The organism is Pedobacter namyangjuensis (assembly GCF_003313325.1).
Classification (GTDB): Bacteria; Bacteroidota; Bacteroidia; order Sphingobacteriales; family Sphingobacteriaceae; genus Pedobacter; species Pedobacter namyangjuensis.
Genome location: NZ_QMHQ01000003.1, coordinates 874,934 through 890,407, shown reverse-complemented (window position 1 = coordinate 890,407; position 15,474 = coordinate 874,934). Strand labels below are relative to the sequence as shown.

The window sequence follows — 15,474 nt, the reverse complement described above, 5'->3', positions numbered from 1 at the left end:
AAACCTTAAAGGAAGCCCCATCACGGAAGTGGTGGGGCTTTCCTTGTTTACAGCAGGTCCGATTGGTACGGCGTGCTTGTAAATATATGAGGACGAAACCTTATCGGTACATCTCCGAAAATGAAAATCTGTAGAAAATTAAATTGTGTGAATGTTTTAGTGATAGGAACATCCTCAAGAATTAAAGCCTTTTAGCGGTAGCGATTTGTAATCTTAATAGTCAAAATTACGGAAAGTCGTTTGTTACTTATCAAATTCAATTTTTTACGTATTACATCAAATAATTAATTCTGGTTTAATAGAGCTGGCGAAGATGTTTTAGAAAACTGTAATCATCGCCTTTGGCTTGTTAAAATTTTGTTAAATGCCTTAAAATCCAATTACTACAATATTTAAAACCGTAATATTGTAAATTACGTTAAATGAATAAAAGAGTAAACTTTATGAACACGAAAGCTTGGTTATTTTTAGCATTTCTGTGGGTGATAGGTGCAAATGTATCTGCTCAAGATAAAAAAGTAGTATTGCCTGCTAACTGGTTTAATTTGGATTTAGCTACAGATGGTTATTTCGGTATTAGTACGGAAAAAGCTTACAATGAATTGTTAAGGAATAAAAATCCGAAGAAAAAAATTATTGTGGCCGTAATCGATGGTGGCACAGACATAAAACATGAGGATTTAAACCAAGTACTTTGGACTAATTTGAAAGAAATCCCAGGAAATGGTATAGACGATGACGGAAATGGATACATTGACGATGTACACGGATGGAATTTTATTGGTTCCAAAAAAGGAAATTTAGCCTATGACAACTTAGAATTGGTTCGGGTCAAGAAAAAATACGAACAGAAATATCGGTCTACTTTACCGAGTACAGTGTTAGATAGTACGGAAAAGGAAGAATATAAAATTTATAGAAAATCTGTCGCCGATTTTGGACAGAAACTACAGGAAGCAAGTGAGGCTTTTCCGATTTATATACTCTTAAAAAAAGTTATGGATTCGGTTGCAGTAGTAAATAATAAATCAATTCCTTCTTTGGAGGATATGGAGCGATATAAAGCTGACGATGAAATTGAAGAGCAGGTGAAGAAAATTGTTAGAAAGGGCTCTAAGGATGAAGGTTCAATAGAAAAATTTTATCAGACTATAAAAAAGGGACATCATGAATTAGAGGTGATGTTGAAATATAATCTCAATGAGAAATATGATGAACGTGCTACCTTAGTAGGGGATGACTATGCTAATTCTTCTCAGAGAAATTATGGTAATAACGATGTAATTGGTCCAAATGCTGATCATGGGACACATGTTTCGGGGATCATTGGCGCAAATCGGACTAATTCTTTAGGCATTTTGGGGGTAGCCAATCACGTGAGTATAATGACTATTAGAGTAGTTCCGGAAGGCGATGAACGAGATAAAGATGTTGCAAATGGTATTCGCTATGCGGTAGACAACGGAGCTCAGGTTATAAACATGAGTTTTGGCAAGGGTTATAAGTGGGATAAGAAAACGGTAGATGAAGCAGTGAAATATGCAGAAGACAAAGGTGTATTGCTTATCCACGCAGCAGGTAATGACAATAATAATAACGATATAGTTGAAAATTACCCGAATAAATACTTTGAGAGTGATGAGGCTTTAGCATATGAAAAAGCTAATAAAAAGCGAACTGTTGCAGATATTATACCTCCCAAGAATACCGATTTACAAAGACCAGTAGGAGGAATGAACAATTCCAATACCTATAAACCTAAGCCAATACCACTAGACTCTGCAAAATTCAGGTTGCCACACGCAAAAAATTGGATAGAGGTAGGGGCCAGTGCTTATAAAGATGATGATGATTTAAAAGCATCATTTTCGAATTATGGAAAAAATAATGTCGACGTCTTTGCACCGGGATTTAAAATAAATTCTACAATCCCTGGATCAAAATATGAAGAATTTGATGGTACCAGTATGGCTGCACCAGTAGTATCTGGTCTGGCGGCATTGGTTTGGAGTTATTATCCGGAGCTTTCAGCAGTTCAATTGAAGGAAATCATAATGCAGTCTGTTACTAAGGTCGGTCGCAAAGTAAAATATAAAAATGAAAGGGGTGAAACGGTTAGAGTTCCTTTTTCAGACCTCTGTGTTAGTGGTGGAATAGTGAATGCGTTTAATGCGTTGAAGCTTGCAGAAAGCTATCAACAAGCAAAATAAATTTTGGTTTAATATTCAATCCTCAGATTCTTCTGGGGATTTTTTTTGTCTAAAATTTTGTTTTTTGAGTAACATTTAGGCGATAAAGTTTTTCGTTATGTAGGAATTTGCATTTATAGGACAGTTTTTCCGATATTTTTAATCTTTTGCCTAAATCGTAATTAAGCTATTTGAGATTAGTTTAGTCTATCTTGGAAATTGTCTATCCAAATTTAAAATTATGAAGAATTTATTGAGTTTTGTTGCATTTTGCACTTTAGTAATCCCAGCTTTTGCCCAAAAAACACCAGAGGTTCAAGCATCCACTTTATCAGCGCCAACAAACGTTAGGATAGATGGTAAAATTACCGAGTGGCAAGCTTTTGCTGCAGATAACAAACGAACCGAATTACTGTATACATTGGCTAATGATGAAAAAAACTTGTATTTGGTGATAAAATCGTCGACCAAGGAAGTGATAAATAAAATAATGGCGGGTGGAATATCTTTCACAATAAATGTTGATGGCAAAAAGAAAGATGGATCGAAAGTTACTTATCCTTTAATTGTGAGAAATAATAGAAATCAAGGACAACGACCGCAAGGTGGAGGGCAAGGCAGACCCCAAGGTGGTGGAGGTTTTCAAAACAGAAATCAGCAAGACCCTAAACAAAGAGATTCTATTGCAACGGTGCAACGAAAAGTTCAGCTTGCCGGAATTAAAGAAATCAAGGTTTCTGGAATAAAAAGCGTACAGGATTCTTTAATTTCTATCTATAACGAATATGGTATTAAGGCAGCAGCTAATATTGATGAAGCAGGAGCTTTCGTTTATGAATTGGCTTTACCGATAAGTGTTTTAGAACTCAAGGTTGGCAAAGAATTTGCCTACCAGATTAAAGTGAACGGTTTAAGTGCTATGGGCTTTGGCGGAGGAAACGGTGGTGGTGGTTTCGGAGGAGGTCGACCTGGCGGAGGTAATTTTGGTGGCGGAAATCAAGATATGATGAGTGCGACAGATTTCTGGGGAAAATATACATTATCAACTAAATAAAAGAAATTCTATAGTTAACGCTCATGATTAAACGTTTATCCTCTTGCCGTTTTTACAAATCAATAATTTTAATTGTTGTAGCAATCGGCTGTTTTACTTCAGACGGTTTTACACAACAACCGGCAAGAACCACACCACCTCCGTTGCCTTTGCGAGAAATTAGTGGTATTGTAAAAGACACTACTGATTTGGGAATACCCGGATCTACAGTGAGATTGGTTTCTGATAAAGATACATTGGTTGTAGGTACAAATCCAGATGGTATTTTCGTTTTCAAGAATGTTAAGTCTGCCACTTATACTTTAAGTGTTAATAGCTTAGGATTTAAGCCCATGGTCGGGAAATTTAAACAGAACGACGCTATACCAAGAATTGTGATGGATCCAATTATTTTGAATGGAGAAACCAATTCGTTAAAGGAAGTTGTAATAAACGGTACACCGAGCATCACCTACAAAACAGATACTGTAGAATATAAAGCTAGCGATTACATTGTTCGAGAAAATGCAACCGTTGACGAGTTGCTTAAAAAAATGGAGGGGATGGAAGTTGGTAACGACGGTTCTGTTGTCCATCAAGGAACTACGCTAACTAAAGCCAAAATAAACGGTAAAACGTACTTAGGTGGAGAGGTGGCTACCGCTATACAAAATTTGCCAGCGGAAATAGTAGATAAGATCCAAGTAGTTGACGATTATGGAGATCAAGCAGCCAGGACGGGAATAAAAGATGGAGATCCGGAAAAGATTTTAAATATTGTAACAAGGGCAGATAAATCTGTCGGTAATACGGCCAACATAGCTGCAGGTGCCGGTAATAACGAGCGCTACGAAGGATCTGTATTTGCTACGCGATTAAACGGAAATCAAACTATTGGAGTTAATGCACGATTAAATAATACCGTAAATGGTGTTGCAAACAGCGGTAGTAATGGAGTCGGTAATAATGGAGGGGGAGGAAACAACGGTGGTGGTGGAAGAGGCGGAAATAATGGAGGTGGAGGCGGAAGTTCTACGTCTGGTAGTGGGGGAACGACGAACAATGGTAATACGTCATTTTCGTTTCGCGACCAATTAAGTAAATCGATAAGAGTTAATGCAAATTACGGCTATACTTTTAATAATGTTAATGCTACAAATAGTAGCGTTTCACAAGTTTTCAGTTCGCTGGGAACCACATTTTCTACTAATGAGAGCTTAAGTAAAAATGATACAAAATCGCATAATTTTAGCTTTGAGTTGGAAGCAGATTTAGACAGTAATAATTTTTTGAGGATTAGCCCCAATATAAATTATTCATCTACAGGAAGCAGTAACCAATCTTCTGTAATGCAAACTGGATTAATCCACCAAGATCAGGTTGGTAATAATTTTAGTAAAAATCGACGTCCAAATGTCGGTGCTACAGTGTTTTATCAACATTTGTTTAATAAACCTCGTAGAAATTTTTCTGCTCAAATAAGTTTAAATAATACCAATCAGGAATCTGAGCAAGAGAGAAATTCTAATATCATTTATTACCAAGATGCCAGCGATGTTGTTTTAAAGGATTCGTTGATACATAGATTGGTACAAAGAGATAATTTAACCAAAAACTATAGAGCTAGCTTAACTTTTACAGAGCCGCTTACGGCAAATACACAAATTGAATTTAATGGCCAAATTAATTACAACGGCTATGATAATACTGCTACCACAAGTAATATTAATGCTGGCGGATTAACGCAGATTGTAGATTCTTTAAGTAATATATACGATTACTCTTTTACGCAAAGTAGAATAGCGCTTAATTACAGATACGGTATTAGCAATGCATCTAAAGTAAGGTTCTCCGTAGGCTTAACCGCCGTGCCGGCAGTGTTAAGTGGTACTAAAGCCAGCTTAGGAACAAGTACCAATAGAACTAGCTTTAATCTAATCCCGATCGCTAGATTTCAATATATGTGGTCGAGGCAACACAGCATGCAAATTAACTATACTGGGAATGCAAATGAACCAACTTTCGATCAGATTCAGCCTGTTCGTGATGTTTCAAATCCACAAAATCCGGTTGTGGGTAACCCAGATCTTAAGGTTACGTTTAATCATTCCATAAATACGAATTATAACAATTACATCGCAAATGCGAAACTTAATTACGCTATTAACTTAAATGCAACATTTGTAGAAAACTCTGTAGTAAGGAATGTAGTGCAGATAGAGGATAGGTATAACAGTTTAATTAATGAAACTAGGTATGTGAATATTTCTGGTGTGCATAGGTTTAATGGTAACTATTCTATAAATAAACAGTTAAACGATAGGAAATATAATCTTGCGTTAAGTGGAAACATGTCTTATAATCATGGTGTATCTATGAGTAATAATATAGAAAACGTAACCACGACTTGGAATATGAGCCAACGTTTTGGACCAAGAATTAATCCTAACGAATGGTTGGAGATAAATCCATTTGTTTCCTACAGTTTTATAAAATCTGACAACACACTGCCAACTTCAAGAGATAGTAGAACTAATACATTGGCTTTAAATATCGATGGTAGATTTATAGCATGGAAGACTTGGATATTTGGATATAGTGCAAGTAAGAACTTTGTTAGCGGTATTAACGCTAATGTTACCAATAATCCATTCGTTATAAACAGTTACGTGCAAAAGGAATTTTGGAAGAGAAGAGCAACATTGACTTTCCAAGCATTTGATATTTTAAATCAGAATAACTTCATCAACAGAAATATAACCGATAACAGTATAACTGATACGAGATCTAATGCTTTAAGTAGATACTTTATGGCTAGGCTAAGTGTTAGGTTGCAAAAGTGGAGCGGTGCAAGATCTAGAAATGGTATGCAAATGATGAGAAGAGGTGACGGCAGTTTTATTCAGAACTAATAAATTACTTAGCTAAGTGTTTAAACAAAAAAGCCTCTAACTTAAGTTAAAGGCTTTTTTATTTGGTAGCGGGGAGCAGAATCGAACTGCCGACCTCAGGGTTATGAATCCTGCGCTCTAACCATCTGAGCTACCCCGCCGGGTAAGAAATATTTGCTTATATTATCAAATATTTAATTGGTTATTTTTTGGAGTTGCAAATATAGAATAAATTACCTTTCTTTAGAAATAATAAATAAAAAATAGTCCATTATTTTTAATAATAGTCGTGTAAGCGGATGTCAGAAAAGAAAAAATTTACATTAGAATATGAGTTGAGATCATCTCCACGTATATTATTCAGCTTTATAAGCGAGCCAAATGGTTTATCGCAATGGTTTGCAGACGATGTTGTTTACAGGGATCAAACCTATACTTTTACTTGGGATGACGAAGTTCAAAAAGCCAAGCTTTTAAGTGTAAAAGAGAATAAGTTGGTTAAATTCAAATGGTTAGATGATGAGCCTCACTGCTACTTCGAAATGGAGATTGTACAGGACGAACTTACCAATGATGTAGCTTTGTCTATTACAGATTTTGCAACAGACGAAACTAGAACTGAAAAAACGAAAATCTGGGATAACTCAATTACCTATTTGCTAAGTGTAATTGGTGCTTAAGTTTTCGGTAGCATTGTTTATCTTTGCATATTGAAAAAGATACACTTATTACTTATAAAAGCATTTATTAGGCCATTTATTGTCACATTTTTTGTGGTAATGTTTATCCTATTAATGTTCTTCTTGTTTAAATACATAGATGACTTAATAGGTAAAGGTTTTGAATGGTACACTATTGCCGAGGTTATGCTCTACGCTTCGGCTTCTCAAGTAGCTATGGCTTTGCCGTTAGCTATCTTGCTATCGTCTATTATGACATTTGGTACCCTTGGCGAAAACTACGAGCTTGTAGCCATCAAATCTGCCGGTGTATCATTGCAGAAGGCTATGCAACCTTTGTTTGTGTTTGTAATTTGCCTATCTATTGCTTCTTTTCTATTTGCTGATTATATGTTGCCAAAAGCCAATCTCAAATTTGGCTCGTTGCTCTATGATATGCGCAACAAAAAATTATCTTTTTTAATAAAACCAGGCGTTTTTAATAATAGTATTACCAATTACGCTATGCGTGTAGAGCGTAAGGGCGAAGGTGCAGTAGATTCTTTATTTGGCATTACCATTTACGATCATAGTGCCGGCAATGGTGTAGCAAAAATAATTATGGCCGAAAAAGGCCAAATGTCTAAAACTACAGATGGAAAATATTTGGTTTTAAAACTCATAAACGGTGTACGGTACGAAGAAGGCAACGGAAATTCTTCCTCGTTTGATAGTAGACAAACTTTAACGCGTATGCGTTTTAGAGAAACGGAAGTAAAGTTTGACTTTTCGAGTTTCAAAGGGATGGATCGCACGCAAGAAAACCAGTTTAAAAACAACGCTCCAATGCTTAACAGGGCTGAGTTGTTAGAAAGACGGGATTCGTTAACCAGAAGCATTGACACTTTAGATAAAGCCACCAAAATAAATGTAGGTAGTTATTATAAACAGAGTAACATTACTAAAGGCTACACCAAAATTAAGACGCCAGAAATGGAGCTAAGTGGAAGTTTCATAAATAACATTCCGCTACGGGATCAGTCTCAGGCTGCACAGTCTGCTTATGACCAAGCCGAAACGATAAAACAAGTTATCGTTGGCCGTATTATAGAACACGATCTTAAAAGCAGAGAAGTAATTAAAGCTAAAATAGAATATCAACGAAAATTTACCTTAGCTGTTTCTTGTTTGTTGCTGTTTTTTATCGGTGCGCCATTGGGGGCAATTATCAGAAAAGGAGGCTTAGGTTTGCCGGTTGTAATTGCGGTGGTTTTCTTTTTAATTTATCACATCATTTCTACCGTTTCAGAAAAATCTGCCAAAGAGGGTAATTTAGATCCGATTATCGGCATGTGGATGGCTATAATTATACTCACGCCCTTAGGTATTTTCTTAACTTATAAAGCCACGGTAGATTCTGCCTTATTTGATTTAGATTATTATAAACAGCTAATTGTTGGCTTTTTTAAACGATTTAAAAAGAAAAAGGTTGTAAAGCAATAGTGGTACTACTAGGTGTATCCTGTCCCGCCATGCGCTACAATCTTTTTTGTTTAGGCTTGTGCAATAAGCACAAACGGAAAGTCATTTAAACAAAAAAGTATTTTCGCTACTGTCGGGTTTAGTTGGCAGTTTGTAGTGCTCGTATGTTAAGCATTATACAACCTTAAATATTTGCAAAAACTTTGGTTAAATAAACTGGATAGCAATGGAAAACCCGCATCCCGAGAAAAGCAGTTATTTTTGTTTAGATAAGTTTTCCTGAGTTTTCCCACGGGTTTTTTAGGGAGCGGATTTGTAATGAATAGCCAGGCTATGTGTAAATTTGTGTAGGGCCTTGCTTTTCGAATTATTCATTACTTATCCATGATATTTAGTAGAAATAATTGCCAACAAAGGTTGTAACTTTGCATTTAAATAAACGGAAGAACTTTAACCGTTTACGGTAATAAATTACAAATGGAAATTAAATTAAATACCATTGCCGAAGCACTTGAAGATATTAAGGCAGGCAAAATTATTATAGTTGTTGATGATGAGGATCGCGAAAATGAGGGCGATTTTATTACCGCTGCAAGTAATGTTACGCCAGAGGTAATTAACTTTATGTCTAAATATGGTCGTGGATTAATTTGTGCGCCTTTAATTGAAGACTTATGCGACCATTTAAAGTTAGATTTAATGGTGGCTAACAATACCGTTTTACACCAAACACCCTTTACAGTTTCTGTTGATTTAATCGGTAATGGCTGTACTACAGGTATTTCTACGCATGATAGAGCTAAAACAATTCAGGCGTTAATTGATCCGGCTACAAAACCAGAAGATTTAGGTAGACCAGGTCATATTTTTCCGCTTAGAGCTAGAAGAGAAGGGGTTTTAAGGAGAACTGGGCATACGGAAGCTACTATAGACATTGCAAGACTTGCTGGTTTACCTCCGGCTGGTGTTTTGGTAGAGATTATGAACGAGGATGGTACTATGGCCCGTTTGCCGGATTTGATGCTTATTGCCGAACAGCATCAATTAAAAATTATTTCTATTAAAGACTTAATTGAATATCGCCTGGCGCAAGAAAGTTTAATTAAGGAAGAGGTTACCGTTAATTTGCCTACGCAATGGGGCGATTTTAAAATGACTGCCTACACGCAACTAAGCAATAATGCTACGCATTTGGCCATTAGCAAAGGTGAGTGGGATGAGAATGAACCAATTTTAACGAGGATACATAGTTCATGCGTTACGGGAGATATTTTTGGTTCTTGCCGTTGCGATTGTGGACCACAGTTGCACAAAGCGTTTCAAATGATTGAAGAGGCTGGTAAAGGTGTTATTGTTTACATGAATCAAGAGGGTAGAGGTATTGGACTAATTAACAAACTACGTTCTTATAATCTTCAAGATGCAGGTTTTGATACTGTAGAAGCTAACCTAGAGCTTGGTTTTAGAGGAGATGAACGCGATTATGGTGTTGGTGCGCAAATTTTAAGAGCACAAGGTGTAACTAAAATGCGCTTAATGTCTAACAACCCAACAAAACGTGCTGGCTTAATTGGCTACGGTTTAGAGGTTATAGAAAATGTTGCTTTAGAAATAGAGAGTAATAAGCATAACGAAACCTATTTAAAAACTAAACGCGATAAAATGGGTCATCAGATTATGAACGGTTAGGTTCCACTTAACGTATATTTCAAAAAAAAACTCCGGAGATTATTTCTTCGGAGTTTTTTTGTTTTCGTTTAAAATCGCTTCCTTATTTGCTTTTTGTTTTTCCTTTTCGGCAGCTTTGCGTTGCTGTTCTCTTCTGTATTTGCCAGTTATTTTCTGTAAAAATTCGCTAAATGTATCAAACTGCTGAGTGTAAACTAAACCAATGGAAGTTACGTTTGCCTGCGGATCTACCCCAGGGTTTGCAAAAATACTTTGTTGCGTTTGCGGTTTGTTAGCTAGTTTACCAACTAATGTTCCATCTTTTTTAATAAGCCCCAATACCTCAAACTCCCTACCAACGTCACCTCTAAATCCGTTGAAAGAAAAATCTGTAGTAGCCGAATTATCAACTATACCACCGCTTATTACAATTCTATCGTTAAAGAGCTTAACAGATGCGCTTGCGTCGTTAAAATTCCTAATATTAATATCTACAAAGTTTAGATTTAAAGAAGAAAGCACATTGTTAAATTGGTTAAAAATAAGTTCGCTGGCTGTACTTGTACCAACCGAACCAAGCTGTTGCGCCAAGTTATCTCTTCCAGAGCCAGGTGCAAACCTACGTTGTATGATTAGACTTAAAGCCTGTGTGTTCAAGTTATTACCATCGTTAAAATAAGATTGAAATTCTTCCTTCTTAGCAGGGTTAGCAGGGAAGAAAATATCTAGTTTAATGTCTGGTTGTAAGAGCAAACCACTTAAGCCCATTTCTACCTCCGTTTGCAATCTTTCGTTGGTGGCGTTAGATTGGTCGCGATTGGCAGCGGTGTACAAATCTGCTGTGCTTGCTCTTAGCGAGTAAATTGCTTTTAAATTTATTTGTGCCTCAGTTGGGTTTCCAATCCAGCGAATTGTCCCACCTTGTCTAATTTCGAAACGTTTGTTAATTACTTCTTGAGCTGTAAAATCGAAAATCCCCGTTTCGATAATATAATCGCCTTTCATTTCAAAATCGCCTATGCTGTTAATATTCAGCTCAAGATCTGCATTACCTTTCCCGCTAAGTTTGCCTAAGACGGTATAAATATTCGCCGTACTGTTTGGGTCTACGCGTAATTTAAAATTCATGGTTAAACCATCGAAACTTGTTTTACGCTCTACAACATTAGTGGTGTCTTTGCTAACGAAAGTAATAAAGTCTTTATCAGAAACCGTCTCAGAACTGTTTAAAGGAAGGTTGAAAATAGTTCCTTTTTCAGTTTTAGCATCTATATTGATAACCATCTTATTGGTTGGACCTCTAAAGCTAAAATTACCTGTCGCGTAGGCTCTACCATAATAAACCGAATTATCTTTCGCAGTTGTATTTAGAGCCATAAAGTTATTGGCCACCAAATCAACCTGAATATCCGGATTGTCTAAGTTGTTTAAATCAACAGTTCCGTTTGCCGTGGCCTTGTTCCCATCTGCATCAAGCAATACCAAGTTTGTAATATCTATAACACTGTTGCTAACCGAAACTTTATCGTTTAGTGTATAAGGTGTTTTAAGATAGTTAACGGTTAATTCTCCTTTGTTAAAAGAAATATCGCCATTTATTTCTGGCTTTTCTAAAGGGCCTTTAATTGTTAAATCTGCAGAGATGTTTCCTTTTAAATTAGATACAAGTTTTTTGACAAAAGGCTCCAGCACCGTTAATTTGCTATCGTCTAGCTTAACAGCAACGTCAATTTGTTTTTCTTTTAAGTCTAGTTTTCCGGTGGCTTTTAAAATTTCTTTATCGTTGGCCAGAATTTGCGTATAGATATTAGCCTCATTCGCTTCGCGATTGTAAGAAGACGTATCTGTAAGACTACCGATATAAGTATCGTTAAAGCTTAAAGAATCAATTAACAAACTATCTGTTATTCTTGGCGAGTTTAATATGTTATAAAGTTTAGTATTGCCGTTTACATTTCCGGCCAATTTAACGCCTAATGTTTTAACAAATGGATTTAAGGTTTTCAAACTGAAGTTTTCGAAACCCACTAGCAGTAAATCTTTTGGATCGTCTGACAAAATTCCATCAATTGATAGCGATTGTTGTTTATTAGTAAGCGAAAAGTTTTCTATCTCCGTTTTTCCTTGATGGAAAGCAATTCTAACTTTCTCTTGGATATTCCAATCTTCGCTATTAATTTTTAAGTTTGAGGGTAAGATGCTAATTCTTGCAGTGGTATCTCCAGCAAACTCTACCAATCCGTTTAAATCCAGTTGGTTCGCGTCATCTGCATTAGACAGTTTGACGTTCAAGGCTAGGCTATCATTTCGCAAAACATTAGCAATGTTTACGTTTTTAATGTAGAGGCTATCGTTTAAATCAACCCTGTCTGACGTAATAATGGCCGTCAACTGATTAGGAGTTGTGTTCTCCTCGATGATAATATTGTTTGCGATAATCCCTTTATATGTTAGCTTATTGATATATCCGTTAAGGGTGGCCTTGTTATTTCTTGAGTCGAAAGAGCCTATCAATATCGCTTGGTCATCTAGTTCCAAACCTGGCATTATCAGTTCGGCAACTGGCTCGAAACGTTTAATTTTTAAGTTGAAATCGAAAATCTGCGTATTGTATTTGAAGATTTTCGTTTCAAGCGATGGAATGTAGGTTTTTGCAATTGCTTTGTAATACGATACAATTGTATTTAAATCATATTGTCCTTTAATACTTGCATCAAGTATGTCAGATTTGATTGTTAAGCTTCTATCAATTCCAATTCCATTAGCATCTAATTGTACAGAATCTATGTTGTAAATGCCCTTTACGTTGTTAAGTTTTATCTGCTGAATTAGCAGGTTACCTTGAATGTTATCTAAGTTGTTGCCAGAGAAGTTTGTACTAAATACTGCATCTACCTGTAAAGAATCTTTGTAAAGCTTAAGTGTTTTTAGGCGAGCATTTTTTATGGTAGCATTAAAATTGAAAACAGGCAAAGCCGGATTTAAATTTACGCCACCATCGAATACCAGTTGTATATTTTTGTCATTTATTGCTAACCTTCCGTCAAAATATTTTTTATCGAAAGTGCCGTTAATGCTTAAGTTTCTATAACGATAACCATTAAAATCGATGTAAGTAACCTCGCCTTTTAATTGCTCGGTAAGCTCTTTCACCTCAATTCCCTTACCTTTAACATAAAGTTCAGAAGTAATCTTCCCTAAGCTTTTTTCATCAAGTAAGTTGCCTAGGTCAAAATCAAATGTTTTTACATTTCCTGTATAAGACGGCATGCCTTTGTCGCTTATCTTCATGTTAACATCGCTTTTTATGCGACCTAACTTTGTTTTAAATTCGCCGTAGGCGATAAAATCGTTCTGAAAACCAGTAAATGAACCGTTAAAGTTCACATTGCCGAATTTATTTACAATCGCTGGAATCGATTTTACTTTTTTGCCGGTAATATCAGTCAGAATTTCGTCTAAATCTTTCTTATTGGTGCCAGCCATATCTATTTTCATATCCATGAAAGTCTGTTCCCAATCAGGTAAGCCTTTTAGAGAGAAATCTCCTTTTATATAAGTTGCCTTGCCAGTTTTGATTGCCAGTTGCTTAGCTTTTAAATTATTTACATAGCCTGTAATCTGGCCATCAATCGCTAAGTCTAATTTTATCTTCGCTAATGCCGGTGCAAAATAAGCAATGTCGCTTGATGAGATAAAGCTATCTTTAAAGTTAGCCTTCATCCTAACTTTTGTAACATAGCTATTAAAGTCTTTGAAGCTGCCAAACTTCATCTGATAATAGTCTGTTAGGCGAGTTTTATTGGTTACCAGCATCAGGTTTTTAAGCTCAATAGCATTGGTGTCAATAGTGGCAAAAGTTGACAAATTTTTTAAATAGAATCCGCTTTTTTCCCTGAAGGTTAAATTCTTAATGTTCGCTTGTAGCAGGTGATCGTTTGTGTTTAGCTTTTCGAAGATTCCGTTTAAATTTTTAACGTCGATATCCTCAAAATTAACACCCTTGATAGTGGTGTCAAGCTTTAGGTTTTTGTATTTAAAGTTTACGTTATTTAGAATGATCCTGTCAAATAAAAATTCGAATTTCTTTTTCTTCTTCTTTTTCACCGGAGCGGGGCTATCAAAGTAATCTATGATGAAATCGAGATTAGATGAACCATCTTTATTGTCCTTTAGAAAAAATGACCCATTATTTACCTGAACGGTATTTACATCAAGTATCCTTTCCTTTAGAGACAATTTGTTTAAATCAACAAGAAATTTCGGAAAATGAGCTAAAGTATCTTTTTGTAGATCTAAAACTAATAAGCCTTCAAGTACAACAGATTTAAATGGGACAACATATAAACCTTCAACTTTTACGGTAGTTTTTAATTCTTTAGATAGAAATGCGGCAGCCTTTTTTGCGGCAAATGTTTGTACGGGTTTAAATTGCAGCGAAAATATGACTACAACAAGCAACAATATAATTGATGCGAAAAACCAAAGCAGTATTTTTAATAGTTTTTTAATAATTTTGTAGCTTAATAATATAAACGTGCCTGTAATACTTGCTATAGAATCTTCTTGCGATGAAACTTCGGTTGCTGTTTGTAACAACGGCAAAATTACTGCCAATGTTATTGCAAACCAAACAATTCATGAAAATTATGGAGGAGTAATTCCAGAATTAGCATCAAGGGTTCACCAACAAAACATTGTACCGGCGGTACAGCAAGCTTTAGCGATTGCCAAAGTTAACAAAAGTGAGCTTAATGGCGTAGCTTTTACGCGTGGGCCCGGGCTTTTAGGAGCACTTTTGGTAGGTGTATCTTTCGCTAAATCTTTTGCCCTAGCGTTAGATTTACCGCTAATTGCTGTCAACCATATGCAAGCACACATTTTAGCTCATTTTATCGATGAGCCAAAACCTAAGTTTCCCTTTTTATGTTTAACAGTTTCTGGCGGTCATACGCAGATTGTTTTAGTAAAGGATTATTTTGATATGGAAATAGTTGGCGAAACATTAGATGACGCGGCAGGTGAAGCATTTGATAAGACCGCAAAGATTTTGAACTTGCCTTATCCTGGCGGACCTTTAATTGATAAATATGCAAAAGGGGGCAATCCATTAGCATATAAATTTGCCGAACCTCAAATAAAAGATTTGAATTATAGCTTCAGCGGTTTCAAAACTTCTATACTGTACTTTATTAGAGACAGGCAAAAGGAAAATTCGCAGTTTGTAGAAGAAAACTTAGCGGATATTTGTGCATCTGTACAGCATAGTATTGTAAAGATTCTACTCAATAAACTTAAAAAAGCGGCTAAACAGTTTAATATTAATAACATTGCAATAGCTGGTGGCGTTTCTGCCAATTCTGGTTTACGAAATGCATTGCAGGAGGCTAGCGTAAGCTTAGGTTGGAATGTTTACATTCCTGCATTTGAATATTGCACAGATAATGCAGGTATGATCGCAATTGCTGGATATCAGAAATATTTACAGGGCGAATTTGTAGAGCAGGATATTTCGCCAATGGCGAGAATGAACTTTTAAAAGAATAATTATT

General features: G+C 35.9%; 8 protein-coding genes and 1 tRNA gene. 7 read left to right on the top strand and 2 right to left on the bottom strand.

All coding sequences use genetic code 11. From position 1 onward, the window contains the following. Nucleotides 1-422 precede the first annotated feature (422 nt). From DUT69_RS15640 to DUT69_RS15630, 3 genes are all read left to right on the top strand, one after another. Nucleotides 423-2,210 (top strand): S8 family peptidase, encoded by a 1,788-nt coding sequence (locus tag DUT69_RS15640; protein WP_113654167.1) that lies wholly within the window; start codon nucleotides 423-425, stop codon nucleotides 2,208-2,210. 220 nt (nucleotides 2,211-2,430) lie between these two features. After that, entirely contained in the window at nucleotides 2,431-3,243 is an 813-nt protein-coding gene (locus DUT69_RS15635; RefSeq protein ID WP_113654166.1) for a hypothetical protein, read from the top strand. Nucleotides 3,244-3,266: 23 nt separating this feature from the next. Continuing rightward, nucleotides 3,267-6,134, top strand: coding sequence for a TonB-dependent receptor (locus DUT69_RS15630; protein WP_113654165.1), 2,868 nt, complete (start codon nucleotides 3,267-3,269; stop codon nucleotides 6,132-6,134). Nucleotides 6,135-6,197: 63 nt separating this feature from the next. Here DUT69_RS15630 and DUT69_RS15625 read toward each other — a convergent pair. Continuing rightward, nucleotides 6,198-6,274: transfer RNA gene (locus DUT69_RS15625), tRNA-Met, on the bottom strand. A gap of 138 nt (nucleotides 6,275-6,412) precedes the next feature. On the opposite strand from DUT69_RS15625, the gene DUT69_RS15620 reads away from it, so the two are divergent. From DUT69_RS15620 to DUT69_RS15610, 3 genes are all read left to right on the top strand, one after another. Next, a complete protein-coding gene (locus DUT69_RS15620) occupies nucleotides 6,413-6,793 on the top strand; it encodes an START-like domain-containing protein (protein WP_113654164.1) in 381 nt (126 codons plus the stop codon). 30 nt (nucleotides 6,794-6,823) lie between these two features. Then, nucleotides 6,824-8,275 (top strand): LptF/LptG family permease, encoded by a 1,452-nt coding sequence (locus tag DUT69_RS15615; RefSeq protein WP_113654163.1) that lies wholly within the window; start codon nucleotides 6,824-6,826, stop codon nucleotides 8,273-8,275. Between the two features lie 456 nt (nucleotides 8,276-8,731). Next, nucleotides 8,732-9,943 (top strand): bifunctional 3,4-dihydroxy-2-butanone-4-phosphate synthase/GTP cyclohydrolase II, encoded by a 1,212-nt coding sequence (locus DUT69_RS15610; protein ID WP_113654162.1) that lies wholly within the window; start codon nucleotides 8,732-8,734, stop codon nucleotides 9,941-9,943. A gap of 39 nt (nucleotides 9,944-9,982) precedes the next feature. Here DUT69_RS15610 and DUT69_RS15605 read toward each other — a convergent pair whose 3' ends face one another. Next, nucleotides 9,983-14,521, bottom strand: coding sequence for a translocation/assembly module TamB domain-containing protein (locus DUT69_RS15605; protein WP_240186735.1), 4,539 nt, complete (start codon nucleotides 14,519-14,521; stop codon nucleotides 9,983-9,985). Between DUT69_RS15605 and tsaD the strand changes: the two genes are divergently transcribed. Next, complete coding sequence (gene tsaD / locus DUT69_RS15600) at nucleotides 14,460-15,461, top strand: tRNA (adenosine(37)-N6)-threonylcarbamoyltransferase complex transferase subunit TsaD (RefSeq protein ID WP_113654207.1); 1,002 nt, start codon at nucleotides 14,460-14,462, stop codon at nucleotides 15,459-15,461. The two genes, DUT69_RS15605 and tsaD, sit on opposite strands and share 62 nt — an antisense overlap. Nucleotides 15,462-15,474 lie beyond the last annotated feature (13 nt).

What these genes read in the sequence shown, in the direction of transcription:
- DUT69_RS15610 (WP_113654162.1), top strand. Translation starts at nt 8,732, where the DNA reads ATGGAAATTAAATTAAATACCATTGCCGAAGCACTTGAAGATATTAAG.
- DUT69_RS15635 (WP_113654166.1), top strand. Translation starts at nt 2,431, where the DNA reads ATGAAGAATTTATTGAGTTTTGTTGCATTTTGCACTTTAGTAATCCCA.
- DUT69_RS15620 (WP_113654164.1), top strand. Translation starts at nt 6,413, where the DNA reads ATGTCAGAAAAGAAAAAATTTACATTAGAATATGAGTTGAGATCATCT.
- DUT69_RS15640 (WP_113654167.1), top strand. Translation starts at nt 423, where the DNA reads ATGAATAAAAGAGTAAACTTTATGAACACGAAAGCTTGGTTATTTTTA.
- DUT69_RS15630 (WP_113654165.1), top strand. Translation starts at nt 3,267, where the DNA reads ATGATTAAACGTTTATCCTCTTGCCGTTTTTACAAATCAATAATTTTA.